This window comes from Rhizobium grahamii (assembly GCF_009498215.1).
GTDB lineage: Bacteria > Pseudomonadota > Alphaproteobacteria > Rhizobiales > Rhizobiaceae > Rhizobium > Rhizobium grahamii_A.
This window is the reverse complement of sequence record NZ_CP043498.1, coordinates 1,091,780-1,117,408: the sequence shown is the minus strand read 5'-3', so window position 1 is coordinate 1,117,408 and position 25,629 is coordinate 1,091,780. Positions and strand designations below refer to the sequence as shown.

21 protein-coding genes and 3 pseudogenes are annotated in these 25,629 nt (G+C 60.4%); 3 read left to right on the top strand and 21 right to left on the bottom strand.

The window, feature by feature from the left end; genetic code table 11:
- Nucleotides 1-10: 10 nt before the first annotated feature.
- The 7 genes and pseudogenes from FZ934_RS28410 to yajC all read right to left on the bottom strand — a co-directional run bounded on the left by FZ934_RS28410 (nt 11) and on the right by yajC (nt 6,662).
- Nucleotides 11-1,047, bottom strand: a pseudogene (locus FZ934_RS28410) (MBL fold metallo-hydrolase).
- A gap of 46 nt (nt 1,048-1,093) precedes the next feature.
- Nucleotides 1,094-1,755 (bottom strand): annotated as a pseudogene (locus FZ934_RS05590) (peroxiredoxin).
- Between the two features lie 168 nt (nt 1,756-1,923).
- Nucleotides 1,924-2,388, bottom strand: a complete 465-nt coding sequence (locus FZ934_RS05585; RefSeq protein ID WP_153270255.1) for a hypothetical protein — start codon at nt 2,386-2,388, stop codon at nt 1,924-1,926.
- Nucleotides 2,389-2,459: 71 nt separating this feature from the next.
- Nucleotides 2,460-3,311: a phytoene/squalene synthase family protein gene (locus tag FZ934_RS05580; protein WP_153270254.1), complete on the bottom strand. Its 852-nt coding sequence runs from the start codon at nt 3,309-3,311 to the stop codon at nt 2,460-2,462.
- A 2-nt stretch (nt 3,312-3,313) separates the two neighbouring features.
- Entirely contained in the window at nt 3,314-3,700 is a 387-nt protein-coding gene (locus FZ934_RS05575) for an Mth938-like domain-containing protein (protein WP_153270253.1), read from the bottom strand.
- Between the two features lie 4 nt (nt 3,701-3,704).
- The gene (gene secDF / locus FZ934_RS05570; protein ID WP_153270252.1) at nt 3,705-6,260 is read right to left on the bottom strand and encodes a protein translocase subunit SecDF; all 2,556 of its coding nucleotides are present in this window, start codon (nt 6,258-6,260) and stop codon (nt 3,705-3,707) included.
- A 54-nt stretch (nt 6,261-6,314) separates the two neighbouring features.
- Nucleotides 6,315-6,662, bottom strand: coding sequence for a preprotein translocase subunit YajC (gene yajC / locus FZ934_RS05565; RefSeq protein WP_056819867.1), 348 nt, complete (start codon nt 6,660-6,662; stop codon nt 6,315-6,317).
- Nucleotides 6,663-6,869: 207 nt separating this feature from the next.
- On the opposite strand from yajC, the gene FZ934_RS05560 reads away from it, so the two are divergent.
- Nucleotides 6,870-7,742, top strand: coding sequence for an ATP-binding protein (locus FZ934_RS05560; RefSeq protein WP_153270251.1), 873 nt, complete (start codon nt 6,870-6,872; stop codon nt 7,740-7,742).
- 76 nt (nt 7,743-7,818) lie between these two features.
- On the opposite strand, the gene FZ934_RS05555 is transcribed toward FZ934_RS05560, so the two are convergent.
- From FZ934_RS05555 to FZ934_RS05495, 13 genes and pseudogenes are all read right to left on the bottom strand, one after another.
- Nucleotides 7,819-9,381, bottom strand: coding sequence for a peptidoglycan DD-metalloendopeptidase family protein (locus tag FZ934_RS05555; RefSeq protein WP_153270250.1), 1,563 nt, complete (start codon nt 9,379-9,381; stop codon nt 7,819-7,821).
- A 134-nt stretch (nt 9,382-9,515) separates the two neighbouring features.
- Nucleotides 9,516-10,169 (bottom strand): protein-L-isoaspartate(D-aspartate) O-methyltransferase, encoded by a 654-nt coding sequence (locus FZ934_RS05550; protein ID WP_153270249.1) that lies wholly within the window; start codon nt 10,167-10,169, stop codon nt 9,516-9,518.
- A 6-nt stretch (nt 10,170-10,175) separates the two neighbouring features.
- Nucleotides 10,176-10,943, bottom strand: a complete 768-nt coding sequence (surE, locus tag FZ934_RS05545; protein WP_153270248.1) for a 5'/3'-nucleotidase SurE — start codon at nt 10,941-10,943, stop codon at nt 10,176-10,178.
- 5 nt (nt 10,944-10,948) lie between these two features.
- Nucleotides 10,949-12,232, bottom strand: a complete 1,284-nt coding sequence (gene serS, locus FZ934_RS05540; protein WP_153270247.1) for a serine--tRNA ligase — start codon at nt 12,230-12,232, stop codon at nt 10,949-10,951.
- 98 nt (nt 12,233-12,330) lie between these two features.
- On the bottom strand, nt 12,331-13,158 hold the full coding sequence (tatC, locus tag FZ934_RS05535; protein ID WP_153270246.1) for a twin-arginine translocase subunit TatC: 828 nt from the start codon (nt 13,156-13,158) through the stop codon (nt 12,331-12,333).
- Nucleotides 13,155-13,847, bottom strand: a complete 693-nt coding sequence (gene tatB, locus FZ934_RS05530) for a Sec-independent protein translocase protein TatB (protein WP_153270245.1) — start codon at nt 13,845-13,847, stop codon at nt 13,155-13,157. The genes tatC and tatB overlap by 4 nt, the downstream gene beginning before the upstream one ends.
- Nucleotides 13,848-13,895: 48 nt before the next feature.
- Entirely contained in the window at nt 13,896-14,090 is a 195-nt protein-coding gene (locus FZ934_RS05525; protein ID WP_113361613.1) for a twin-arginine translocase TatA/TatE family subunit, read from the bottom strand.
- A 186-nt stretch (nt 14,091-14,276) separates the two neighbouring features.
- Nucleotides 14,277-14,933, bottom strand: coding sequence for an SMC-Scp complex subunit ScpB (gene scpB / locus FZ934_RS05520; RefSeq protein WP_432443609.1), 657 nt, complete (start codon nt 14,931-14,933; stop codon nt 14,277-14,279).
- A gap of 62 nt (nt 14,934-14,995) precedes the next feature.
- Entirely contained in the window at nt 14,996-15,856 is an 861-nt protein-coding gene (locus tag FZ934_RS05515; protein WP_153270243.1) for a segregation and condensation protein A, read from the bottom strand.
- A gap of 18 nt (nt 15,857-15,874) precedes the next feature.
- Nucleotides 15,875-16,888, bottom strand: a complete 1,014-nt coding sequence (nagZ, locus tag FZ934_RS05510; RefSeq protein WP_153270242.1) for a beta-N-acetylhexosaminidase — start codon at nt 16,886-16,888, stop codon at nt 15,875-15,877.
- Nucleotides 16,889-16,999: 111 nt separating this feature from the next.
- Entirely contained in the window at nt 17,000-19,876 is a 2,877-nt protein-coding gene (locus FZ934_RS05505; RefSeq protein ID WP_153270241.1) for an SPOR domain-containing protein, read from the bottom strand.
- Nucleotides 19,877-19,936: 60 nt separating this feature from the next.
- Nucleotides 19,937-21,693: pseudogene (gene argS / locus FZ934_RS05500) on the bottom strand (arginine--tRNA ligase).
- Between the two features lie 64 nt (nt 21,694-21,757).
- A complete protein-coding gene (locus FZ934_RS05495; protein ID WP_153270240.1) occupies nt 21,758-22,975 on the bottom strand; it encodes a deoxyguanosinetriphosphate triphosphohydrolase in 1,218 nt (405 codons plus the stop codon).
- Nucleotides 22,976-23,194: 219 nt separating this feature from the next.
- Here FZ934_RS05495 and erpA point away from each other — a divergent pair, with 219 nt between their 5' ends.
- Nucleotides 23,195-23,527, top strand: a complete 333-nt coding sequence (gene erpA / locus FZ934_RS05490; RefSeq protein WP_153270239.1) for an iron-sulfur cluster insertion protein ErpA — start codon at nt 23,195-23,197, stop codon at nt 23,525-23,527.
- Nucleotides 23,528-23,645: 118 nt separating this feature from the next.
- Nucleotides 23,646-24,437 (top strand): exodeoxyribonuclease III, encoded by a 792-nt coding sequence (gene xth / locus FZ934_RS05485; RefSeq protein ID WP_153270238.1) that lies wholly within the window; start codon nt 23,646-23,648, stop codon nt 24,435-24,437.
- A 42-nt stretch (nt 24,438-24,479) separates the two neighbouring features.
- Here the strand turns inward: xth and exoR are convergent, their stop codons facing one another.
- Entirely contained in the window at nt 24,480-25,283 is an 804-nt protein-coding gene (gene exoR / locus FZ934_RS05480) for an exopolysaccharide production regulator ExoR (protein WP_153270237.1), read from the bottom strand.
- Between the last annotated feature and the right edge of the window lie 346 nt (nt 25,284-25,629).

Below are 25,629 nucleotides of genomic sequence, written 5' to 3'. Positions count from 1 at the left end.
GCTCGCGGTATCACTGCGCGAGCAGGCCACCTGCCTTTTTCCACGCATCGATCCCGCCCTGGATGTGGGATGCTGTCGCAAGACCTGCGTCATGCGCAGCTTCCACCGCCATAGCCGATCGCTCGCCGAAAGCGCAGTAGAAGATCAGCCTCTTGCCCGTGGACGCAGCCAGCTCATGCAGCATGCCTCCCTGGCCAATGGCATCCTCCAGCGTCTGGTAAGGGACATGAAATGATCCCGGAATGATGCCGTTCCGGTGCCGCTCCTCGCTTTCGCGCAGGTCAACCAGGGCAATATCGGGCCGTCGTGAAAGATCGAACGCTTCCTGTGCCGTCACCGCCCAACCGTGGCGGCGCACCTCGTTCTGATCAAAGCCGACATGCATGTTCGCCGGCACCGCGACGTCCATCATCTTCGGGTTGGCGAGCTTCAGATTGTTCATCATGTCGGCATACTCGTCGACCGACCGCACCTGCAGTCGAGGATTGAACGCCCGCTCCTCGCCGATTGTGGAAACCGTGTCGCCCTTGTAGTCGTGAGCCGGATAAACCAGCGTCGAATCCGGCAGCTTCAGAAGCCGCCCGAAGATCGATTCGAACTGGGCGCGCGGATCGCCATTCTGGAAATCGGTGCGTCCCGTACCCCGGATCAGCAACGTGTCTCCGGTGAAGACCCGGTCCGGGAGTATGAAACTATAGGAATCGTCCGTATGTCCGGGCGTATAGATGACATCGAGCGACAGACCCTCGATCGTCAGCCTGTCGTTGTCGGTGAGCCGCATTGAAACAACATCGGCCTTCGTCTGCTCACCCATGACGGTTATGCAATGTGTCTTGTCACGCAGAGCCCGAGACCAGTAACGTGGTCTGCGTGCAAATGCGTGTCCACGGCCTTCACGAGCCGTAAATCAAGCTCGTGGACAAGCCGCAGATAGTGGTCGACCTTCTCGAGAACCGGATCGATAATCAACGCCTCACCGCCGCGCCGGCTGGCCAGCAAGTAGGAATAGGTGCTCGACGCCGGGTCGAAAAGCTGACGGAAAATCATCCCTCGCCTCCTGCTTTCGACGACATGACGCTATGCGAATGCGGCGTTATCCGTGCGGCTGAGGCACTATTCTGATGTATGGCTTCGGTGCTGACCAGCCCTGCGGATACTGCTTCTTGGCTTCTTCGTCGGAAACCGATCCGGCGATGAAGACATCGTCTCCGCTCTTCCAGTTTACCGGCGTCGCGACCTTGTGCTTTGCCGTCAGCTGCAACGAATCGATGACCCGGAGTACCTCATCGAAATTGCGACCGGTGGTCATTGGATAGACGAGAATGAGTTTGATCTTCTTGTCAGGTCCAATGACAAAAACATTCCGCACAGTCTGGTTATCAGCGGCACTGCGCGTGGCAGGATCGCCGGAAACCAGCGCCGGCAGCATGTTGTAGCGTTTGGAAACAGCGAAGTCGATATCCGCGATCATGGGAAAATTGGGCCGGACGCCCTGCGTTTCCTCGATATCCTTCATCCAACCGGCATGCCGTTCCATGGGATCGACGGAAAGGCCGATGATCTTGACGCCGCGCCGATCGAACTCTGGCTTTATCTTCGCCATGTAGCCGAGTTCCGTGGTGCAAACCGGCGTGAAGTCCTTTGGATGAGAAAAGAGAACGGCCCAGGAATTGCCGATCCATTCGTGGAAACGGATCATCCCCTGTGTGGTCTTGGCTTCGAAATCCGGGCAACGTCATTGATCGAGAGAACCATCATGCACCTCCCTTGCGCTGTTAAACAGGCCTCCAACATTTACCGAATGGGCAAATCTTGCGCCTATTTCGCGCGCGAGGCAACGCAAAAGCTCGGCGTTGGCAACCCTGCCAGTCTGCCCGCAGTTGGGGTGGCAGTGTATCTACCGGCGGGAGTGCGCTTCCGATTTCAATGATGGTTGGCAGCCGAGGGATTGCTCGCGAGATGCTTGTCGGGATCAGCCACATAGTTTCCGAGAAGCCAGAGCGACACTTCGGAGGCTTCCTTCGGTGAAGAGAATTCGAAGGTGGCGCTGTGATGCGGTGCATCGAGAAACTGGATACCGAGTCCCCTTCCTGTCTCGGAACTCAACACGCGGACGCGTCCCGGTTCGATCAGGTGGCAGGCATAGTGGCGCTGCATGCTTTTCATGAAGCCCGCCTTGTTGTCGTGCAACCGCACGAAAACCGCTTGCCCGTCAGCCGTGGCCTGCAGCTGCCGTATCGCCTCGTTCGGAAAGGCACGGTTGAACTCGATGATTGCAAGGCCGGTATCGTGCAGGCCGTCCTCTTCGTTTTGCGACGCCATGCGCGTTGCGATAAAGGCGACCAGAATGACGAGCGCGAAGATAACGCCCCAGACGATAATGCTCACGCCGCTCTCCGTTCGAGACAACCAGACAATATGCTTCTAACGCATGAGACTTGCGCGAGTTTGAACATTCGTCAGATTTTCCTGCGCATCAAGGCGAGCGTCATACGGATCTGGCGGCGCCACTGCGGTTGCTGCGGCGACCGCTCCAGGATTCCAGCACCCGATTTCTGCGCCTTGACCAGCACGCGCTCGGCCAGTGACGCAGGCAGGAACGCCGGAAAAACAGCTAGCGGGATTTGGACATGTCGAGCCTTGGCGAGGTGATCGCGGCCAAGGCCCGCAAACGCCTCGATCGCGGCCGATGTCCGGCTCTTGTCTTCGCCTTTGAGGAAGGCATCACGATCGAGCCCGGTCGCGGACAGGATCTCGAGGGGTATGTAGACCTGGCCACGGTGACGGTGCAGCGGCATCAGCAGAAGCAATCCGGCGATCGCCTGCGCAACGCCAGCATGCCCGGCCGCCTCGGCGGATCGTGCCGCGTCGCCAGGGGCCAGAACAATACTCGTCAGTTGTATCAGGGCCGATGCGGTTTCGCCCGCATATCCCTCCAGGGAGCCGCGTGTCTCCATCGGATCGTCGTAGAGGTCGAAAATCCGAGCATCAATCATGTTCAGCAGCGTCTCGCGCGGCAGGCGATGGGCGTCGACACAGGCCAGCAAGGCGGACGCCACCGGATTGGCCTCCGTAGATCCGTGGGCATTGCCTTCCAGCAGATCGCGCCAGTATTGCATGCGAACCTCGCCAGGAAGCGGTTCGTGCACGAGGTCGCGGATCCGGGCAAGTTCAGCGTTGAAGGCATAGAGCGCGGCGATCGCGCCCCTTTTATCCTCCGCAGAGAGCAGGCAGGCAAGGTAGCGGTCGCGGTCCATGTCGCGCAGCATCGCCAGGCAGATATCCTGGTTCGTCATCGATTGATCAGCCATGGTCAGATTGCGATCAAGGCGGCGGCAACTGCGCGCGATTCCATCAACATGATGTTGAAGGTGCGCACGGCGGCGCCGGTATTCATCGGATCCGATGAAATGCCAGCCGCTTTCAGGGCTGCCTTCAAGTCCGCCGGTATTGGACGCATGTCCACGCCGGTGCCGATCAGCAGGAATTCGATGTCAGCTGCCTCATCGAGAACACGCTGAAGATTCTCGATCGAGAGCGGTTTGGTCGCGTCCATGTCCCAGCCGTGAATGCCGGAAGGAAGGCAAAGGATGGAGCCACGGTGCGACATGTCGGCGAAGCGAAATCCACCATTCCCGTAAGTATCGATCGGCGCGCGCCCGGGAAAATGCGCTTCGCGTATCTCTATGCCTCTGGCCATATGCTCACACTGCCGGGTTGCCGCTTTTTGTTTCGGGCTCCGGTACTTTTCTGTCTTGGTCGTTGTCCAGCGTTTCGGGCCGAAGCTTGAAGGCTATCAGCACCGGTGCCGCTATGTAGATGGATGAAAATGTGCCGACGGCAACGCCGAAGAGCATCACGAAGGCGAACGTGCGCGTAACCTCGCCCCCAAGCAGCGCCAGCGCTGCCAGCGCCAGCAGCGTTGTCACGGCGGTCAGCACCGTTCGCGACAGCGTTTGGTTGATCGAAGCGTCGATGAGGATCGGCAACGGCATCTTGCGATACCGTCTCAGGTTTTCTCGCATCCGGTCGTACACCACGACGGTATCGTTCAGCGAATAGCCGATAACCGTCAGCAGTGCGGCCACGCTCGTCAGATTGAACTCCATTCCGGTCAGAACGAACAGGCCGAGGACCAAAATGATGTCATGAAGCGTCGCCACGATGGCGCCGATCGCGAACTGCCACTCGAAACGAGCCCAGATGTAAACGAGGATAACGATCAGCGATGCCAGAACGCCGAGCGTCGCGGCCTGTGTCAGTTCGCCCGATACGGCCGGTCCCACGACCTCGACGCGACGGAAATCATAGTCGCCGCCGAGCTCGTCGCGCATCAGCGTGAGCGCCGACTGTTCGGCATTCTCTCCGCCGCCCTGCGGCTGCAGTTGCACCAGCGCGCCTGTAGGATCGCGCAGCTGGCGCGCCGAGATTTCTCCGATGTTGAGATCGCCGAGCCGTTCGCGGATGTCGCCGACATCAGCACGTCCCTGCTTCGCCCGAAGTTCCACGATCGAGCCGCCTGCGAAGTCCACGCCCATATGCAAGCCGACCGCTGCAAAGCCGATCATGGCTGCGATCGAGAGGGCCGCCGAAATCGTGAAGGAATATCTTCGAATCCCCATGAAGCGGATGTTGGCGCGATCGAAGATGCCGGTGTTTATATCCCGAGGCAGGTGTCGCGGGTGACGCCGGTGGAGCCATCGGACGACGATCCAGCGCGTGAGCGTGAACGCGGTAAAGACAGTCGCGAGGATGCCGGCGGCAAGCGTGACCGCGAACCCGCGCACGGCGTCATTGCCGAGAAAATAGAGGATGACGGCGGCGATAAAGATCGTCACGTTCGCGTCAAGGACCGTCAAGATCGCACGGTTGAAGCCGTTCTCGATCGCTTCGGCAAACGGGCGTCCGGTTTTGGCCTCGTCGCGAATGCGCTCGTAGATGAGGACGTTCGCGTCCACCGCCATGCCCATGATCAGCACGATGCCGGCGATCCCAGGGAGCGTCAGCGTCGCGCCGATCGCGCTCAGGAAGGCCAGTATCAACAGCAGGTTGACGACGAGCGATATGGCGGCGATCACGCCGAGCCCGCGATAAAACGCAAACATGAGGCCAGCGACCAGGACAGCAGCAGCCACGCCCGACCATATGCCGGCACGAGCCGATTCGGCACCGAGTGCAGGGCTGACGGTCCGCTCTTCGACGGTGGTCAACGTCGCTGGCAAGGCGCCGGCGCGCAGCATCAGCGCGAGGTCGTGAGCGCCATCCGCGGTGAAGCTCACCGGTATCGTGCCGGTTCCATCGAGGATCGGCGCGTTGATCAGTGGGGCGGCCATGACCTGATCGTCGAAGATAATCGCGAGGTGGCGGCCGATGTTCTGCCGCGTTTTCTGCGCCAGCCTTTCGGTGCCGTCCGCATCCAACTTGTAGGCGATGGAGATAGACGAGCCGTTCACCACCGACTGAACATCGACGATGTTCTTGCCGGTAACGAAATCCGTTCGATCGACCAGATATGGAACCGGAGGATCGTCCAGCGAATAGAGGACCTCCGATGTCGCAGGCCAGCGTGCGGAAATTGCCTCCTGCCCGGACATGCTCTCATCGATCATCCGCACGGAGATCTTGGCGGGCTCGTTGATGATGTTCTTCAACCGCTCGACGTCCACGTCGCCCATAACCTGCAGGTCGACGCGGTCAGCACCTTCAGGGCGAACGGCAAAATCGACGTCACCGAGCGCTTCCACACGACGCTTCACGACGTCGACGGATTGGGATTGGGCGGCCAAGGTGCCGGCATCCACGGCATCGTCAGAAATATCCAGCGTGAACTGGCCGGCCTCGTCATGGCGGACAATGAGATTGGGCGCAGCGCCACCCCAGAAACCGCTCTTCAGGCTGGTAACCAGCCCCTCAAGCACCGTTGACGCTGCCGGTATCTGCTGCGCGTCGGCGATCTTGACGCTCACAGTTTGATCGTTACCGGACAATCCTGTGTAGCGAATATTGGCCTGTCGCAAATTGTTGCGAACCCCGGCGACGGTATCCTCAAGCAGCTCCCGGACGATATCGGTGCGCTCGATCTTGAAAAGAAGGTGGGTGCCACCGCGCAGATCGGCGCCGAGATCGATGCGACTATGGGGCAACCAGTTCGGCAGGCGTTCAAGCGCCTTGTCCGATAATAGATTGGGCGTAGCCGCCAGCACGGCGACCAGCAAGACGAACCAGATCAGAAGGGTCTTCCAGCGGAAAAAATGAAGCATTTTTACTCGACTATATCCGACCCGGCCAATCCGGTTCGCGCTAAAGCAGGCTTATTACGCGGCGTCAGCCTTGACCGGCTCACCCTTCACGCGCACTTCCGAAATGCCGGTACGAACGATGCGAACGCGGACGCCGTCTGCAATTTCGACTTCGACTTCCTTGTCGTCAACGACTTTGGTGACCTTGCCGACGAGGCCACCGCCGGTCACAACCTGGTCACCACGGCGAATTGCCTTCAGGGTTTCGTCGCGCTTCTTTGCCTGCGCGCGCTGCGGCCGGATGAGCAGGAAATACCAGACGACCATCAACGGCACGAACAGGATAATCATTTCAAAGCCAGAACCGAACGGCGACGCCGCGGTATCGGTTGCAGCCTGGGCAAATGCCGGGGTGATGAACATGCTAAACTCCTCAAACTCTGCCGGAGGCGGAATGTCGCCTTTTCGCGGTGGCCGGACTATAATTATGGTCTTTGCGAATGCAACAGGAACAGCCGGAAACCGTACCGATTCCGCTGCCTCTTAACCTTTCCGCTCGTGAATTGCCATGCTACCCCGCTCGGAAAAGACCAAGGCACACAGCCAACCGCGCTCGAAGGAGTAAAAGCAATGGCCGAAGATCTGAACCACGTCATTCTCGCGGAGCTCCGCCGACTCGCGAACGCTGTCGAGCGTCTGGCAGGACCGCCACCCGCGACCAACGACTGGACGGCGGCCGACTGCTTCGTCTGGTCCCCTGCCCGCCTCCACCTACAGCCCGTCAAGCGGCCGAACCGCATCGCGCTGAAACTCATTCGCGGCGTCGACCGCGTGCGCGATATCCTGCATGAAAATACGGTCCGCTTTGCAGAGGGATTCGCTGCCAACAACGTCTTGTTGTGGGGCGCGCGCGGCATGGGCAAGTCGTCGCTGGTCAAAGCGGTGCACGAGGACGTACGCCAGGAAAGCGGCGTCTCATTGAAGCTCGTCGAAGTCCACCGGGAGGACATCGCAAGCCTGCCGACGCTGCTCGACCTCCTGAAGGACACCCCTCACCGCGTCATCGTTTTCTGCGACGACCTGTCGTTCGACCATGACGATACCGCCTACAAGTCGCTCAAGGCGGCGCTGGACGGCGGCGTCGAGGGACGTCCGGACAATGTCCTTTTCTACGCGACGTCGAACCGTCGCCATCTGCTGCCGCGTCACATGATGGAGAACGAGCAATCGACGGCCATCAACCCGTCCGAGGCCGTTGAAGAGAAGGTTTCCCTCTCCGATCGTTTCGGCCTGTGGCTGGGCTTCCACAAGTGTGGACAGGAAGACTACCTGAAGATGATCGACGGCTACGCCGACCACTTCAAGCTCCCGCTCGACCGCGAAAAGATGCATGCCGAAGCGCTCGAGTGGGCGACAACGCGCGGCGCCCGATCGGGCCGCGTCGCCTGGCAGTATATCCAGGACCTTGCAGGCCGGTCGCGGATCGCGCTCGACCACGCCTGAGGTCGGAACATGCCATCTGAAACGACAAAAGCCCGGCGATATGCCGGGCTTTTGTTTTGTCCTCGAGACGCAATACCTATTCGAGGAAAGTGATCGGGTTCACCGGCGTCGCATCCTTGCGGACTTCGAAGTGAACCTGCGGCTGCTTGACGTTGCCGCTCATGCCCGACACGGCGACCGTCTGGCCGCGCTGGATCTTCTGGCCGCGCGTCACGCTCAGCGTGTCGGCGTTGCCGTAGACAGTGACGGTGCCATCGTCGTGGCGGACGAGAACCGTATTGCCGAGTTCTTTCAGACCGTTGCCGGCGTAGATGACGACGCCGTTTTCAGCTGCTTTGATCGCCGTGCCCTGCGGTACGGAGATGTCGATACCGTCGTTGCGGCTGCCGTTGACATTGGCGCCGTAGGCCGCGATGACCGCCCCACGCACAGGCCAGCGATACTTGCCGATGCCTGTCGCTTCTGGAGCAGCAGATGCAACCTCCTTCTTGGCAGCCTCATCAACCGTCTCGGTCGCAACAGGCGCCTTGTAGGTTGCGGGCTGGGCCTGAGCGGCGGTTGCCGGAGCAGAAACAGGCTGCGCAGCTACCTTAGGCTCACCCTTGGCAGGGATCGCCGCGGTCTTCATCGTATCCGGAGAGCCATTCGGAAGCCTGAGTTCCTGACCAATACGGATCGAACCAGCCGACAGATTGTTTGCGGCCTTCAGATCGTCGATGCTCGTGCCGGTCGCCTTGGCGATCTTCGCAAGCGAGTCGCCCGGCTTTACGACATAGGTGCCACCGGGCCCCTTGCCTGCTCCAGCCGGCAGCTTGCCAGCCTGATCAGCACTTGCCATCGACTTGTCACGGGCCGAATTCGCACCCGGAATGACGGCGACGTTCTGATCCTGCTGCTTGCCCGGCTGCGGTTGCTGGCCGCCCTTCGAGAGATCAGCTGCCTGCGCCGAAGCCTTGGCTGCATTGCCGCCGTTGAAGGTCGGAATGAGAATGATCTGTCCGGGCTTTGCAGCAGCGGCCGTCTTCAGGCCATTGACGCGAAGGATTTCCTTTTCCGGCACGCCGTAACGGTTCGCAAGCGTGGTGACGCTTTCGCCTGGACGGAGTGTCACCGAAGGAGCGTTCGTTGCGGACCAGCCGGAAACCTTCTTCGGGGTCGAGCCGGTGACGATCGCGTCGGCGTCAGCCTTCGGCGGCACGAGAACCGGAGCGGACTTCTTCGGTGTTGCCGCCGGGAAAGGCTGAGCGAGAGCAACCTGCCGCTCGTGAGCGGGAGCAACGGCGCCAGGAGCCGACAGTTCGGAGCGCTGAACAGTGACCGGAGCCGAAGCCATCCGTGCGCTGGAGCCGTAAGCCGGCTGAGCGGGATAGGACTGGTTCATAGCCTGGGAACGAGAATAATCGGGCTGCTGCATGCCGCTACCCTGCAGGTCGGCCTGCGGCACCGGATCGGCCTGAAGACCGCTCATATTCCTGCGCGGAATGGAATTTGTGGTCATCTGATCCTGGCCGGCGGAGGAGAACAAACCACCGAACCGCGTCACATCGGAACTGCACCCCGTTGCAACACTTGCCAGCAAAGCCGCCATCACCACATTACCGGCAGACTTCCCAAACCTTGACGAAAGACTGAAACGCATGACTCGACCCACTGAGAACGCAACCTTTTGTGGGTTTATTAAAGCGCGTTAGTATTACCACGCGGTTAAGGCAGCGAAATCAGCGGGATTTTTTTGAGAGATTGCTAACCATAGCCGCGACGTTGCCGGCTTGGCTAGAGTTGCGAGGCGACGCGTGGGACGATCGGCAGATAGGGAGAATTGAAGAGTTCTTCGCGCTCGAAGCGGCTGCCGGTCTTCGTCAAGCGAACGAGCCGACATTCATTTTCGGAGATCATCAGCGGGGCAATCATCGAGCCGCCGGATACCAACTGATCCGTGTAGAAGCGCGGCATGGAATTGAATGCGGCGGTGACGAGGATACGATCGAAGGTTCCCTCGCCCTGCACTCCCGCGCTGCCGTCCGCCTGACGCACGATCACATTCCTGATGCTCAATGCTTCCAGCCGCTTCTGGGCGTTGGTCGTCAGCGTCTTGTATCGGTCGATGGTCAGGACGCGTTCGGCCATGCGAGCGATGACAGCCGTCATGAAGCCGCTGCCGGTACCGACCTCGAGCACCCGCTGGCCGGGTTTGATTTTCAGCGCATGCAGGATCTTTACCGCCAGATCCACGCCCTCGAGGAAGGAGCCGCATTCGATCGGGATGGTTCGGCTGGAATAGGCGTGATCGGCGAATTGCGGCGGTACGAAAACCGATCTCGGCGTCTGCTCGACAGCGGTGAGCAGATCGATATCCGATACGCCCTCTGCCCGCAGGCGCAGAACAAGCGCCGCAAAGCCTTCCTTTTCGACAAGACGTGTCGTCAACGCTAATTACTCCGTACCAGAAAGCGCCCGCGCGAGGCGGTCCTGTACGGAATAATCGGTCAGATCCAGTTTCAAAGGTGTTACCGAAATCTTGCGATGTTTGAGAGCGTGGATATCGGTGCCTTCGTCAAAGGCGCCTGCGCGCTCGCCGAACTTCAGCCAATAGTACGGGAAGCCGCGCCCATCGGCTCTCGCATCGACCTGCAGATTGAAGGCCAGTTTGCCCTGCGAGGTGACAGCGACGCCCTCGACTTCCTCCGGCCGGCAACTGGGGAAATTGAGGTTGAGGAAGGTCCCGTCCGGAAGGTCCAGCGGTATAAGCCTGTCGAGAAGTGCGGGCGCATGCGCCTCGCAGACCTCCCAAGGGACGGTCCGCGAGCCATTCTCGTAAACATAGGCCTGGCTCAGCGCGAAGGAACGGATGCCCTGCATCGTTCCCTCGATCGCGCCGGCGATGGTGCCGGAATAGGTCACATCGTCAGCGACATTCGAACCGGAATTCACGCCCGACAGGACAAGATCGGGCTTGATGTCCATCACCTGCTTGATGCCCATGATAACGCAATCGGTCGGCGTGCCCCGCAAAGCGAAGTGCTTATCCGAAATCTTGCGCAGACGCAGCGGCTCCGACAAGCTCAAGGAGTGTGCAAGGCCGCTCTGATCCGTTTCGGGCGCGACGATCCAGACGTCGTCGGACAGTGTTCGCGCGATCCGCTCAAGCGCCGCCAGCCCTTCTGCGTGAATGCCGTCGTCGTTGGTGAGCAGAATGCGCATTGGGTTCAAGCCGCCTTTTCGATCTTCGTCAGGCCGCCCATGTACGGTACCAGCACGTCGGGGACGGTCACCGAACCATCCTCGTTCAGATAGTTCTCCAGAACCGCGATCAGGCAGCGGCCGACGGCGGTGCCGGAGCCGTTCAGCGTGTGAACGAAGCGGTTGGTCTTGTCTTCCTTGCCGCGATAGCGCGTGTTCATGCGACGCGCCTGGAAATCGCCGCAGACCGAGCAGGACGAGATTTCGCGATAGGTATTCTGGCCGGGCAGCCAGACCTCGAGATCGTAGGTCTTGCGCGAGCCGAAGCCCATGTCGCCGGTGCAAAGCGTCAGCGTGCGGAAATGCAAACCGAGGCGCTTCAAGACTTCCTCGGCGCAGGCCGTCATGCGCTCATGCTCGGCGATCGAGCTTTCGGCGTCGGTGATCGAGACAAGCTCACACTTCCAGAACTGGTGCTGGCGCAGCATGCCGCGGGTGTCGCGGCCGGCCGAGCCTGCTTCCGAGCGGAAGGATGGGGTGAGAGCAGTGAAGCGCAGCGGCAGCTTTTCGTGATCGAGGATTTCCTCACGCACGAGGTTCGTCAGCGTCACTTCGGCCGTCGGGATCAGATAACGGCCATCCGTCGTCTTGAAGAGATCTTCCTCGAACTTCGGCAGGTTGCCGGTGCCGAACAGCGCTTCGGCGCGCACCATCAGCGGCGAGCTCACTTCCGTGTAACCGTGTTCGCTGGTGTGCAGATCGATCATGAACTGGCCGAGCGCCCGTTCCAGCCTTGCCAGCGGGCCGGTCAGCACGGTGAAGCGCGAACCAGAGAGCTTCGCAGCGGTTTCGAAACTCATGTAGCCGAGGGCTTCGCCGATTTCGAAGTGCTCTCTCGGGGTATGGTTCCAGCGCGGCTTCTCGCCGGTCACGCGGGTGACGACGTTATCGTTTTCGTCCTTGCCGACAGGAACGTCGTCATGAGGCACGTTGGGGATACGCGAGAGGGCGTCGTTCAGCTCCTCTGTCGACGCGCGGTCGTCTTCCTCGGCGGCCGGCAGCAGGACCTTGAGGTCGGCAACCTCGGCTTTCAGCTTCTCGGCAAGCTCGCTATTCTTCTGCGCCATTGCAGCGCCGATCTCCTTGGAGGCGGCATTGCGGCGGGACAGCATGTCCTGGACCTTCTGGACGGCTGCGCGGCGCTTTTCATCGAGCGCGATCAGGCTTTCGGACAGGGGCTCGGCACCACGCTTGGCAAGTGCCGCGTCGAGGGCTTCGGGATTCTCACGGATCCATTTGATATCGAGCATCGTCGTTCCAGGTCGTTACAAAAAGGATGACCCGGCCAAAGCCTGACCGGGCCTCGACCGGATATTGGAAAGCGCTCATCGAGGAATTGCGGTGACGCTCAGACGTTATCCGTCTTGGCAACATCCGACGAACCGTCAGCCTCGGTGGCCGCATCGCGCGCACGCTGGCGTTCCACGAGTCGCGCCGCGTAGATGGCAATCTCGTAGAGAATGATGGTCGGCAGCGCAAGGCCGATCTGGGACATCGGATCGGGCGGGGTCAGCACCGCCGCGACGATGAAGGCCATGACGATCGCGAACTTGCGCTTTTCACGCAGCCAGTCCGAGGTCAGCAGGCCGACGCGGGCGAGCAGCGTGGTGATGACGGGCAGTTGGAAGACCAGGCCGAAGGAGAAGACCAGCGTCATGATGAGGCTGAGATATTCCGAGACCTTCGGCAGGAGCGAGATCGCGACATCGCCCTCGCCCGGCGCCTGCTGCATGGTCAGGAAGAACCACATGACCATCGGCGTGAAGAAGAAGTAGACCAGCGAAGCGCCCAACAGGAAGAGAATGGGCGACGCGATCAGGAACGGCAGGAAAGCGGCGCGTTCGTTCTTGTAGAGACCGGGCGCGACAAACTTGTAGATCTGCGCTGCAATGATCGGAAAGGCGATGACCAATCCGCCAAACATCGCGACCTTCACCTGCGTGAAGAAGAACTCCTGAGGCGCTGTATAGATCAGCTGGGCCTTGGACACATCGAGATGCGCCCAGATAACAGCCCACTTGTAAGGAAAGACCAGAGCATTGAAGAGATGCTTGGCAAAGATGAAGCACACGATGAACGCAACGAAGAAAGCGCCGATCGACCACATGAGCCGCGTACGCAGCTCCATCAGGTGTTCGATCAGCGGCTGCGGCTTGTCTTCGATATCACCGCTCATGCATCACCCTTCTTTTTCCCTGCTGCCGTCTTCTTCGGAGCGGCTGTGGTATCAACGGCAACAACCGCAGGCTTCTTCGCGCTAGCAGTCTTTGCCGCGGCAGTCTTGGTCGCAGGAGTCTTGGTCGCAGCAGTCTTCGCCGGCGACCGACTGGGCTTTTCGACAGGTGCAACCGCGATCGCCGCAGCGGCATCCACCTTGTCGGCAACCTTGGCACGCGGCTTGCGAACAGCCTTCGGCTTTGCATTTTCAGCAGCGCCCGGCATTTCGGCCGAGGCGGCGGGCTGCGGCGTCGGAGCTGACATTTCCGGCGGCGTGGCCGGCAGGCTCAGTGCGGGCTCCGGTGCCGACATTGCCGTCGCTGGAACTTCCGTCTTGTTGTCGACGGTGGTCGCCTTCTGGAGATCGGCCTTGATCTCATTTCCCATCTGCCTGAGAGGGTTCATGGCCTCCCGCAGCGAGTTCACGGGATTGAGCTTCTGCGCATCATTCAGCGTCTGGCGCACTTCGTCCAGGTCGGCCTCGCGCAGCGCTTCATCAAACTGTGCGCGAAATTCGCCTGCAACCTTTTTCGCACGCTGCGTCATCTTGCCGAACGCACGAAGCATCGGCGGCAGATCCTTCGGACCAACCACAACAATCAAAACGACCGCGATGACGAGCAGCTCGGTCCAGCCTATATCGAACATTCAAGGCTCCTGGGCGGGAAACGCGGGGGCTGCGTTTGCCCGGACGTGTTACTTGGTTTCGTCGGCCTTGTGATCGACGGTCTTGCTCGTGGTCTCGGGCGCGTCCTCGTCATTCATGCCCTTCTTGAAGCTCTTGATGCCCTTGGCGACATCACCCATCAGTTCGGGAATCTTGCCGCGACCGAACAACAACAGCACGATGACCAGAACGATCAACCAGTGCCACATGCTAAAAGAACCCATTACGCTAACTCCCTGTTGCGATGTCAGTCTGATGTAAGAATTCGCGACACCAAATCCAACACCAAATTCCCCGTAGATCGAAGCTTAATGTCACGGCTTTGCCCTAGGTGACAAGCCGTTTGAACTTCGAAAATTTGTGATCGGCATTGTTTTCGCGACCGATGGCAAAACAAAGACCTGCTGCAGCTATTCCTCCGGCCCTCCCTTGGGCGCCAGAAGGCCGAGTTCCTCGAGATCCAGCTGCGTGATCGGATCCTCGTCCTCGGTCAATTCATCATTCATCGTCGGTGACGGAATGTTGAAGTTCGCCGGAATACGTCCGGATAGCAAACCAGCGCCCTTCAATTCTTCGATACCGGGAAGATCGCGCAGTTCTTCAAGGCCGAAATGGTCGAGAAAATCGCGCGTCGTGCCGAGCGTGACCGGTCGGCCCGGTGTACGCCGGCGCCCGCGAAACCGGACCCAGCCGGCCTCCATCAGCACATCAAGCGTGCCGCGCGACGTCTGCACGCCACGGATATCCTCGATCTCGGCGCGTGTCACCGGCTGGTGATAGGCAATGATCGCCAGTACTTCGAGCGCTGCGCGCGACAGCTTCTTGGCTTCCGTTTCATCCCGGCGGATGAAGAAGGAGAGGTCCGCCGCTGTCCTGAACGCCCAGGCGTCGTCGACCTGTACCAGGTTGACGCCCCGATGCGCATACTGATCCTTCAGGCGCAGCATGATGGAGTGGACATCGACCTCAGCCGGGAGCCGCTCGGCAATGAAAGCCTCGGAGACGGGTTGAGCCGACGCAAAGACAAGCGCTTCCGCGATACGTTCCGCCTCACCGGCTGTTTCTATCGCTTCGTCCGGCTGGCGGTCCTCGTCCTCGCCAAGGTAATCGTCGTCATGCTGCACTTGGCTCAAGCCTGCTGCTCCTGTTCCACGACATGAAGTGTCGCATGCTTCGGCCCGCGACGCATGTAAATCGGCTGGAATGCGCCTTCCTGCCGGATCTCGAGCTTGCCTTCACGAACAAGCTCAAGCGAAGCGGCGAAGGCGCTGGCAATGGCCGTCACGCGGTCCTCGGGCGAGGCCATGTAACGCAGCAAGTGCTGCTCCAGTGATGTCCAATCGACGATCTCGCCGATCAGGCGTGTCAACAGTTCGCGAGCGTCGGTCAGCGACCAGACGTTCCGCCGCTCGATCGTCACCTGGGTTACGGATTGGCGCTGTCGCAGGGTCGCGTAGGCCGTCAGCAATTCGTAGAGACTTGCGTCATAAGCGGACCGTTGGCGATCCGGGATATGCTCCGGGGCACCGCGGGCAAAGACGTCTCGTCCGAGACGATTGCGATTGACGAGCCCGCTGGCCGCCTCGCGCATGGCCTCGAGGCGCTTCAGCCGGAATGCCAGGGTCGCCGCCATCTCTTCGCCGGAAGGGCCTTCGTCTTTAGCCTGCTGAGGAATGAGGAGGCGCGACTTGAGGTATGCGAGCCATGCGGCCATGACAAGGTAGTCGGCGGCAAGCTCTATCCGGATGCGACGGGCCGTCTCGACGAACTGCAGATACTGTTCCGCGAGCGCCAGCACGGAAATCCGCGACAGATCCACCTTCTGATTGCGCGCAAGATAGAGCAGAAGGTCGAGCGGGCCTTCGAAGCCGGCGACATCGATCAACAGCGCCGGATCCGTGGTGGCGCGATCAGCTTCGCTATCCTGCCACAGCTTGTCCATCGGTGCGGAGGGCTTCTGCCCGCGCTCTGTGTCCCTTGCTGTGCTCACGTCGCGTTCCTTCCGTGGTCAGACCGATGCGAACAACGCATCGAACTCCGCCCGAATCGCTGCCTCGTCCGAGCTATCAGCTTGCGGAAAGCCAGCCTCCACGCGTTTGGCGCGTTCGAGCGGGCGTCCCTGCAGCGGCGGCACATTGGCAACCACCTGCTGCATCTCATCCATATGCCCGTTGCAATGCAGCACAATATCGCATCCGCCTGCAATGATATTCGCAGCACGCTCGCCAATCGTTCCGGCAAGAGCGTTCATCGACGTATCGTCGGACAACAGCAGACCGCCAAAGCCGATCTCATCGCGGATAACGCCATCGATGACCTTTCGGGACGTCGTTGCCGGATTATACGGATCGATCGCCGAAAAGACGACATGGCAGGTCATCGCCATGAGTTCGTCCTTCATCTGGATGAACGGTGGGAAGTCATGCGCTTCCAGCTCATCGCGGGATACGTCAACGACCGGCAGCTCGTGGTGCGAGTCGGCAAAGCCGCGGCCGTGGCCCGGCATATGCTTCATGACCGGCAGCAGGCCGCCGGCCTTCAGGCCCTCCGCAGCCGCTCGGCCCATCGCCGCAACGGTGACAGGATCGCCGCCATAGGCACGGTTGCCGATCACGTTGCTGCTTCCCTCCACGGGAACGTCGAGGACCGGCAGGCAGTCCACGTTGATGCCAAGCCTGGACAGGTCGAAAGCGTGAAGCCGCGACATCAGCCAGGCCGCGCGAAGACCGGTTGCCTTGTCCTGACGGTACAGGTCGCCGAGTTGCTGGCCGGAAGGATAATGCCGCAGGATCGGCGGCCTGATCCGCTGAACGCGCCCGCCTTCCTGATCGATGAGCACCGGCGCATGCCAGCCGACGCTCTCGCGCATCTCTGCTACGAGATCGCTGATCTGTTGCGGTTCGGAAATATTGCGCCCGAAAAGAATGAAGCCCCAGGGGCGCTCGGCCCGGTAGAAGGCCTTTTCTTCGGCGGTGAGGGAGAGGCCGCTGGAGCCCAGGATCATTGCTTTTGATTCGGTCATACCCGAATCATAATGGCGGCTGGCGGAATTGCGAGCGACGTCAACCGACATTCACACAAAAAAGCGGCGGGATTTCTCCCGCCGCTTCATCAATCCAATGGCTAGACCTGGTTATTTCGAGATCAGGCACGAACCGCCGGCTGCACGATACTTTTCGCAGATGGCAGCTGCTTCGTCCTTGGAACCAGCGGGGATGCGCAGGCGGTAGAACGTACCCTTCCCCGCAATCTCGGCCTTCCGAACTTCATAGTTCCGGCCGCTCAGAACACCCGGGAACTTCTTCGACAGGCTGGCAAAGGTCTTCTTCGCCTCGGCCTCGGATGGAAGCGACGCAATCTGGACGCCATAGCCACCGGCCACAGCCGCTGTCGGCTGCGGTGCTGCTGGCGGAACCGCAGCAACTTCCTTTGGCGCGGTCGGAGCTTCAGCAACCGGTGCTTCCGGCTTTGCCGGGGCCTGCGTTGCCGGGCGGCCGGCAGGAACAGGTGCCGTATCCGACTTCGTGCTCGTTACCGCACGGACTGGAGGCTCGACGCTTTCAGGCGTCGCAGCTGCTGCCTTGGCAAGGACATTCTCGGAGGCCTGCGCCTGAGACGGCTTTGCATTCTCGACAGGCGTGGAGCGAATATCGGCGGTAGCAACCTGACCAGATGCCGGTGCCAGGGCTGCCGGAGCTGTACCGGGCGTGATCTTCTGCGTCTGCACCGATGTCGGCTTCGGCAGAGCGGCCTGCTCAGGGGCTGCCTCTTCGCGAGCCACCAGCGTGCCGTCAGGCTTGACGATCATGGTGCGAACCTTGCGAGCTGACACTGCAGGGTTCTGACCGGACTGGCCCGCATCATCGTCAGCTGCCGTTTCCGTAGCATCGTGATTTGGCAGCAGGCGGGGATCCTGGGTGTCACCGACAGGCGTCGCCATAGACGGCAGCGGCGTATCGCTATCGTTGTCTTCAGGCATCGTTTCCGGCGTCAGCGTCCGCTGTACGACGTCTACAGGCTGTTCATCGCTCGAGACCAGCGCCTTCTGCTTCGGCGCCTCGGCGGCTGCGCCACCAACGCTGTCGTAAACCGCCTTGTCCTGGTTCGGCACGGTCTTGCCACCCGGGTTCTCGGGAACCACCTTGACCGGATCCTTGTCAGCCGTGATGACCCGCGGCTCGCCGGAGACGATCCCAAGGCCGCCATCGCGAGCCAGGAACGAGTAGCCGGCGTAAGCGGCACCGCCGAAGACCACGATAACGGCAGCGGCAGCCAACATGCGCTTCATCGACCGCGCACGGCTCATATCTTCCGCATCGCTAGCGGACTGAATCTGAACCTCGGAAATGTTCTCGCGGCGCTGCTGAACAGGCTCGTTCACGCTCCGGCGGAAGTCTTCCTCAAGCGCACGTTCAAACTCGTCGAACGTCTGCTGCTGGAGCGGCTGCTTCGGAGCGGCCACGGCGGCGGCCGGAGCAGCGATAGGCGCACGCGTCCGCCAGTCTTCGGCCACGGGCTTCGCAACGGTTTCCACCGCTTTGGCGGGCGTCAGCAGATTTGCGATTTCGGAATCGACGTCGAAATCGAAGTCCGATGTCGTAACAACTGGCTGGTGCTGCTCAACCGGCGGCAACGCCGGCACGTGCATCTCCTCCACAGTCTCGGGGTGGTAATCGGCATCCGAAATCATGGAAAGATCGAAGGGCAGTTCATCAGCGGCATCAGCACCATAGGCAACGATCGGCGCCGCCACGGGCGCGACAGCCGGTTCCACGGGAGCCCTAGCAACAACCGGTTCGCGGTAAACCGGTGCTGGCGCCTGCTGCACGGGCGCAAAAGCAATCGGTGCGGGAGCCGGACGCTGAGCAACGGCAGCAGGCGCTGCCGGCCGTGGTGCTTCGACCTCGCGAGCAACCGTCGGCTCAACGAAATCCAGATCGGCAAGCTCGAGCTCGATGCCTTCGAGATCAAGCTCGAAATCATGCCCCGCAAACGGATCTTCCACTTCCGCTGCGGTTCGTGCAGCGGGCTTCAATTCCGGTGCGCGCACAGGCATTGCGGCCACGGCGGCTGGCTGCGGAATGTGAACAGGCGAAGGCTCGGCCGCAGGTGCGGCAGCCTGGCGTTCCGGCACGGGATAGCTCGAAACGTCGGCAAGGAGATCATCGATGTCGAAGGTGATATCATCGAACTCAGCGGGCGCGGCCTCGGTCAAGGCAGCGTCGGCGTGAACCTCACCTTCCTTGGCTGCAGCGGCGAGATCGAAAGCCGAGTGATCGACGTCGATCGGCTCGATAGCAGCTACAACCTGTTCTTCCGGCTGAAACTCGACCTGCTCGTGGCGGTCGATCTCGGCCGGGAAGCCTGCTGCGGCAACCGGGAATGCGGAAATCGGGAATTCCGCAACCGGCTCGGCAGCGACGGGCTCCGGCGTAGGCGCGACAACTGGTGCCACCGGTTGGTCGCGGCGTGTCGTATGAAAATTCGCAAGCGGCAGGCGGATGCTGGCCGCCGACCACTGGGGTGCCTTCTGGGGCTGAGCGGAGGCAGATGCCGGAGCCGCACCGATCGACATCTCGAGCTCTTCGATCAGATCGCGAGCACCGCTCGAAACAGGCTCGGCCGCACGAGGAACAGCCCAGTCCGTTGAGGAAAGAAGCGGATGGACAGGTTGCGCCTCGACAGGGAACTCGACATCCTGCTGAGCATCCCATTGCAGGACAGACGGCTCTTCGTAAGCCGGCTCATCGATAACAGCGACCGACTCTTCGAAAGCGGCGATCGGCTGTTCTACGACTTCAGGAGCGTGCGGCGCATCATAGCGCTCGAACTCGCGAAGCAACTCATCTTCGAGATTGAAAGCCGGCTCCTGGCGAGGAACGTCAGGAACCGTGTTTGCGGCTACGCGAGGTTCAAAGCCGACGATACGAGCGAGTTCCGCCAATGGATCGTCGTCAGCAAAGAGGTCCGTATTCTTACGCGCATCATACGCCCGCTGTTTGTCTGCCATACTCATCCCACTCGCAAGTGCAAAGGTTTAGTGCCAGCGCAATGTGGGTAAATGGTGACGCTACCGCATCTCTTCCGGCGCAGCAGTCCCTGCAATCGCAAGTCCCGACTTCAAAACCGACGCAACGGCGTACACCAGCCCTAGTCTGGCTATACTCGATTCTCGGCTTTTATCGTTAATAAATCGTAAGTCTACTTGATCCTTGCCCTTATTCCAATGCGCATGGAACGCGCTGGCGAGATCATAGAGATAAAATACGACGCGATGCGGCTCCTGCGACTGGGCTGCAGCTTCGACCAATCTCGGGAACTCCGCGACCTTCGCAACCAGCTGTAACTCCGCGGAATCCTTGATTCCCGCGACGGCCTTGGCCAGCACCGACGGCGACACGTCGAGGTCGGGAAACGCCTCCTTGGCCTGCCGGAAGACCGACATGCAACGAGCATGCGCATACTGCACGTAGAAGACCGGATTATCCTTCGACTGCTCCGTTACTTTGGAAAAATCGAAGTCCAACGGCTCCGAACTCTTGCGGTAAAGCATCATGAACCGTACCGAATCGCGTCCCACTTCCTCGACGACGTCACGCAACGTGACGAAGTCGCCGGAACGCTTCGACATCTTCACCGGTTCGCCGTCGCGGAACAGCTTCACCAGCTGGCAAAGCAGAACCGTAAGTTTGGCCTTACCTTCTGAGACGCCGCGCGCGACAGCCTCGAGGCGCTTCACATAGCCGCCGTGGTCCGCACCGAGCACATAGATCATCTCGTTGAAGCCGCGGTCGAACTTGTTCTTGAAGTAGGCAACATCAGCCGCGAAATAGGTGTAGGAACCGTCGGATTTGATCAGCGGGCGGTCCATGTCGTCACCGACCTCGGTCGAACGGAACAGGGTCTGCTCGCGATCTTCCCAATCCTCCGGCAACTGCCCCTTCGGCGGCGGCAAGGTGCCCTTGTAGACATGTCCCTTGAAGGTCAGGTCGTTGATGGCAGTCCGGATCGCCGCAGCGCCATTGGCATGCAGCGTGCGCTCGGAGAAGAACACGTCGTGATGAACGTTGAGAGCGGCCAGATCCTCGCGGATCATGACCATCATGGCGTCGATGGTGCGATCCTTGACGATCGGCATCCACTCTTCTTCCGGCATGTTGTGCAGCCGGACGCCATAGTCACGGGCCAGTGACTCGCCAACGGGGACGAGATAGTCGCCGGGATAAAGGCCAGATGGGATCTCGCCGATCTTTTCGCCAAGCGCTTCGCGGTAACGCAGGAATACCGACCGCGCCAGAACGTCGATCTGCGAGCCGGCATCGTTGATGTAGTATTCCTTGACGACGTCGAAGCCGGCAAAGGTCAGAAGGTTTGCCAGCGCGTCGCCGACGACGGCGCCGCGGCAATGGCCGACGTGCATCGGACCCGTCGGGTTTGCGGATACATACTCCACATTGACGCGGCTACCCGCCCGAGGGACGACCGGCCGTAGTCCGTGCCAGCCTCGATCATCGAGGCAAGCAGGCGCTGCCAATATCCGACGGAGAGCCTGAGATTGATGAAGCCTGGTCCCGCGACCGAGACTTCGGCGATATCAGCATCTTCCTTCAGCTTGGCCGTGATGATCTCGGCCAATGCACGTGGGTTCGTGCCGAGCGGCTTGGCAAGCACCATGGCGGCGTTCGTCGCAACGTCACCGTGGCTCGCGTCGCGCGGAGGCTCGATCGCAATGCGCCCGAAGTCCAGCTCGGATCGCTTTTCCTTGACCAGATCAATCTGTTCAAGGGCGGTTTTAATCCTGGCTTCGAAATCGGTAAAAAGGTTCATTGCACTCTTCCATGCATAGGCTGTGCCAACAGGCATTCGCTCGGTCTTTCCGGGCGACCGCTGCCTATCGCAAATCCGGAGTATGGTCAAACAATCGCCTGTGGGCACTGATGGCGTAGGTGTCCGTCATCCCGGCAAGATAGTCGCCAACGTGCCTCGCCTTGGCGGCTTCCGCAAGGCCGGAGATATGGTCGACCCAATAGTGGCTCTGCATCTCCTTCGGGTTCGCCATATAGGCCCCGAAGAGATCCGTTACGATCTGTGCCGCGCCGGCGCGAATGCGCATGATCTCGGGGTGGCGATAGATCCGCTTGAACAGCATCGCCTTGATCTGCCTGTCGGTTTCGGCCATTGCCTCGGAAAATGTTGCGATGACCCGATCTGCCTGGCGGATGTCGTCGGCGCTGCCCGGCCGCAAGAGAGCAAGACGCTCCTGAGCCACCGATATGACGTCCTCGACCATGCGGGTTATCTGCCGGCGCATGATCTCGTGGGTGAAGCGGTTCGGCTCCAGATTGGGATAGCGCGCCCTCACCTCAGCCATAAGTCCGGCGAGAAACGGGATGTCTTCCAGCATATCGAATGTGAGATAACCCGAGCGCAGCCCGTCGTCGATATCGTGGGTGTTGTAGGCAATATCGTCAGCGATTGCTGCCGCCTGAGCCTCCAGGCTCGCAAAGGTGGCAAGCTCCAGGTCGTGTATCTCGCAGTAATCGAGGATCGGCTGCGGAACCGGACCGCGCGTCCCCGCCCCCTCCTTGGTCAGCAGCGGACCATTGTGCTTCACGAGACCTTCGAGGCTCTCCCATGTGAGGTTGATGCCGTCAAAGTCGGCGTAGCGGCGCTCCAGCTTGGTCACGATGCGCAACGACTGGGCATTGTGATCGAAACCGCCATAGGGCAGCAGTGCTTCGTGAAGGGCATCCTCGCCCGTGTGGCCGAACGGGGTGTGACCGAAATCGTGGACCAGCGCCACCCCTTCGGCGAGATCCTCATCGAGCTTCAGGGCTCTTGCCAGGGCGCGGGCGATCTGCGCGACCTCGATCGTGTGTGTCAGGCGCGTCCGGTAGTGGTCGCCGTCCTGCGCGATGAAGACCTGCGTCTTGTGCTTCAAGCGGCGGAAGGCTGTCGTGTGGACGATGCGGTCGCGGTCGCGCTGAAAATCAGACCGTGTCGGGCTGGAGTTCTCAGGATAGAGCCGTCCGCGGCTTTTCCAGGGATCCGCCGCAAAGATCGCTCTCTCGCTATTGCCGAAACCTAAGGCACCTCTGTCAATCGTCATTCTGCACCATGATTTGCCGTCATGCGACGTCTGCCCATTGACGCCGCTTTCCGCTCTTCATACCTATAGTGAGCGTAAACGGCAAAGCAGCCCTTTCCAAGCTGCGTATCAACGGATGGCCGTTCAGCGACGCTGGACATAAATTCTTTTGAAATCAGCGCGTTACGCAGACGGCTATCAAGGCATTCTCTCCGGATCTTGACCCCGGCAGGAGCTGACATGACAGATGCAAGTGTAACCCTTTCGGACGCCGCAGCAAAGCGAATCGCGGCAATCGTCGGTACGGAACCGGGCAAGAACGCCCTGCGTGTTTCGGTCGAAGGTGGCGGCTGTTCGGGTTTTTCCTACAAGTTCGATCTCACCGGCGACGCCACCGACGATGACGTCGTCGTCGAAAAGAACGATGCCAAGGTCCTGATAGACAGCATGTCGTTGGTCTATATGGCCGGCTCGGAGATCGACTTCGTCGACAATCTGCTTGGGCAGTCCTTCCAGATCAAGAATCCGAACGCGGTCGCGAGCTGCGGCTGCGGCACCAGCTTCTCCATCTGATTTTCCCCTCTCCGACGTGTATCGAGCGGGCAGGATCGTCTTTGTCCGCCCTAGAGAGGCTTGTCGCTGACGTGCCTCGCGCGCTAGAAGAGCAGCATTGCAGCGGAGCGAATTGCCCATGAAAATTGCGACCTGGAACATCAATGGCGTCAAGGCGCGCATCGACAATCTAACGCAATGGTTGAAGGATTCCGATCCGGACATCGTCTGCCTGCAGGAAATCAAGTCGGTCGACGAGGGATTTCCGCGGCTCGAGATCGAAGCCTTGGGCTACCACGTCGAGACGCACGGCCAGAAGGGCTTCAACGGCGTCGCTATCCTTTCCAAATCGAAACCCGATGACGTTACGCGCGGACTGCCGGGCGATCCGCTTGACGAGCAATCACGCTTCATCGAGGCCGTGTTTTCGTTGCCCGGCAACCGCGTTGCACGGATCTGCTGCCTCTATCTACCGAACGGCAACCCGATCGGCACGGAAAAGTACAGCTACAAGCTGGCATGGATGGAACGGCTACAGAAGTTTGCCGCACAGCGGCTCAGCTACGAAGAGGTCTTCATTCTGGCCGGCGACTATAATGTCATCCCGGAGCCGCATGACTGCTTCGACCCGAGAGTATGGGAAAACGACGCGCTGTTCCTGCCGCAGACGCGCGAAGCGTTCCGTCGATTTGAAGGGCTTGGTTTGACGGATGCGATCCGGGCGACGACCGATGCCGCGCCGCTCTATTCCTTCTGGGACTATCAGGCAGGCGCCTGGCAAAAGAACAACGGCATTCGCATCGATCATCTCATGCTGTCGCCTGAGGCAGCGGACCGCATGACGTCAGCCGGTATCGAAAAGCATGTGCGCGCTTGGGAAAAGCCGTCGGACCACGTGCCCGTCGTCGCCTATTTCGACTTTGCTGCCTGATTGTGCAGCATCGGCAAGCTCGGCTTGCCGAGGTAGGCTAGATTAATCCGTATTGGTCGTCGCGATCTTGTGCGACAGCGAGATCGCCGTTCGGCGATCGTTTTCGCTTGCCACCGAGAATGCCTGCTCCTGCAGGGATTCCATCCAGTTGCAATCCTTCGGCTTGCAGCGATCGAGCGCTGCCGTCATCAGGGCCAAGCCATTGGCGGTCTGGCCTTCCTGGAACAGGATATTGCCGAAGACGGCCATAGCGCCCGGGTGGCCGCTCTTGCGGGCCTGGTTCAGCCATTTCTTTGCCTGCTGCGAACTGGTGCTGCCGCCCTCGCCCGAAAGCATCATCTGCGCGAGCTGGAACTGCGCCTCCGGCACACCGAAGGTGGATGCGACCTGGAAGTAGAGTTGGCGTGCCTGCGAAAGGTCCGTCTTGATCGGGCTGCCCGGAATGCCGTTCTTGTAGTAATTGGCGAGCGACAGGAGCGCGTTGACGAAGAAGCCGGTGTCCTCGGAGCCCGGCTCCACGCCCTGCTGTGCAATTTCGCTGTAGATCTTGAAGGCTTCGAAATCGTTCTGGGTGACGCCATCACCGTCGGCATACATGTTGGCAAGTGCCCAACGCGAGCCAGTGTGGCCCTTTTCGGCGGCGTACTTGTAGGCTTCGACAGCCTCTTCCTTCTGGCCGTTCTTGTAGGCCTTGAAGCCGAACTTGAAGAGATCGAAAGGACCGGACTCCTTCGAAACACCCGACTTTATGTCGAATGCGTTGGCCGGACATGCCATCGCCGCACAACAGGCGAGGGAAAGTCCTACGAGCATCGCTCTGAAAGGTCTGAACTCGGACGTCAGCATTTCACTCGGTTTCTTTCGTTTCCCTTGCGCTGGGCGGCTGACATTCGATGCCGCCGCCCAACGGGCGCAAATGCTTCGGCGAGCGATCCCGCGGTGAGCTCTAAAGCTCCCTTGCCCGCGTCGCATCCAGCCATCCGCCCACATTTCAGGGCGATCATGCCTTGCACATCGATTTCAGCTACCCGGTTGCCGGCGCCGCTTGCCATCGATGGCACAAACCTCATTTTTGCGACGCCTGCGTGAGGCCTTTCGCTATCCAAGCATAGGTAGTCACTAATTGTGACCAAACCTGAGTCGGCGTGACCAGATACCGTTTCCGGCGCCCGCGACGCGCAAAGCAGAGAGG

Excerpts from the sequence above, each read along its gene's own strand:
- FZ934_RS05580 (WP_153270254.1), bottom strand. The coding sequence starts at position 3,311 with ATGGCTGATCAATCGATGACGAACCAGGATATCTGCCTGGCGATGCTG.
- FZ934_RS05575 (WP_153270253.1), bottom strand. The coding sequence starts at position 3,700 with ATGGCCAGAGGCATAGAGATACGCGAAGCGCATTTTCCCGGGCGCGCG.
- secDF (WP_153270252.1), bottom strand. The coding sequence starts at position 6,260 with ATGCTTCATTTTTTCCGCTGGAAGACCCTTCTGATCTGGTTCGTCTTG.
- yajC (WP_056819867.1), bottom strand. The coding sequence starts at position 6,662 with ATGTTCATCACCCCGGCATTTGCCCAGGCTGCAACCGATACCGCGGCG.
- FZ934_RS05560 (WP_153270251.1), top strand. The coding sequence starts at position 6,870 with ATGGCCGAAGATCTGAACCACGTCATTCTCGCGGAGCTCCGCCGACTC.
- FZ934_RS05555 (WP_153270250.1), bottom strand. The coding sequence starts at position 9,381 with ATGCGTTTCAGTCTTTCGTCAAGGTTTGGGAAGTCTGCCGGTAATGTG.
- surE (WP_153270248.1), bottom strand. The coding sequence starts at position 10,943 with ATGCGCATTCTGCTCACCAACGACGACGGCATTCACGCAGAAGGGCTG.
- serS (WP_153270247.1), bottom strand. The coding sequence starts at position 12,232 with ATGCTCGATATCAAATGGATCCGTGAGAATCCCGAAGCCCTCGACGCG.
- tatC (WP_153270246.1), bottom strand. The coding sequence starts at position 13,158 with ATGAGCGGTGATATCGAAGACAAGCCGCAGCCGCTGATCGAACACCTG.
- tatB (WP_153270245.1), bottom strand. The coding sequence starts at position 13,847 with ATGTTCGATATAGGCTGGACCGAGCTGCTCGTCATCGCGGTCGTTTTG.
- FZ934_RS05525 (WP_113361613.1), bottom strand. The coding sequence starts at position 14,090 with ATGGGTTCTTTTAGCATGTGGCACTGGTTGATCGTTCTGGTCATCGTG.
- nagZ (WP_153270242.1), bottom strand. The coding sequence starts at position 16,888 with ATGACCGAATCAAAAGCAATGATCCTGGGCTCCAGCGGCCTCTCCCTC.
- FZ934_RS05505 (WP_153270241.1), bottom strand. The coding sequence starts at position 19,876 with ATGGCAGACAAACAGCGGGCGTATGATGCGCGTAAGAATACGGACCTC.
- FZ934_RS05495 (WP_153270240.1), bottom strand. The coding sequence starts at position 22,975 with ATGACGATTGACAGAGGTGCCTTAGGTTTCGGCAATAGCGAGAGAGCG.
- erpA (WP_153270239.1), top strand. The coding sequence starts at position 23,195 with ATGACAGATGCAAGTGTAACCCTTTCGGACGCCGCAGCAAAGCGAATC.
- xth (WP_153270238.1), top strand. The coding sequence starts at position 23,646 with ATGAAAATTGCGACCTGGAACATCAATGGCGTCAAGGCGCGCATCGAC.
- exoR (WP_153270237.1), bottom strand. The coding sequence starts at position 25,283 with ATGCTGACGTCCGAGTTCAGACCTTTCAGAGCGATGCTCGTAGGACTT.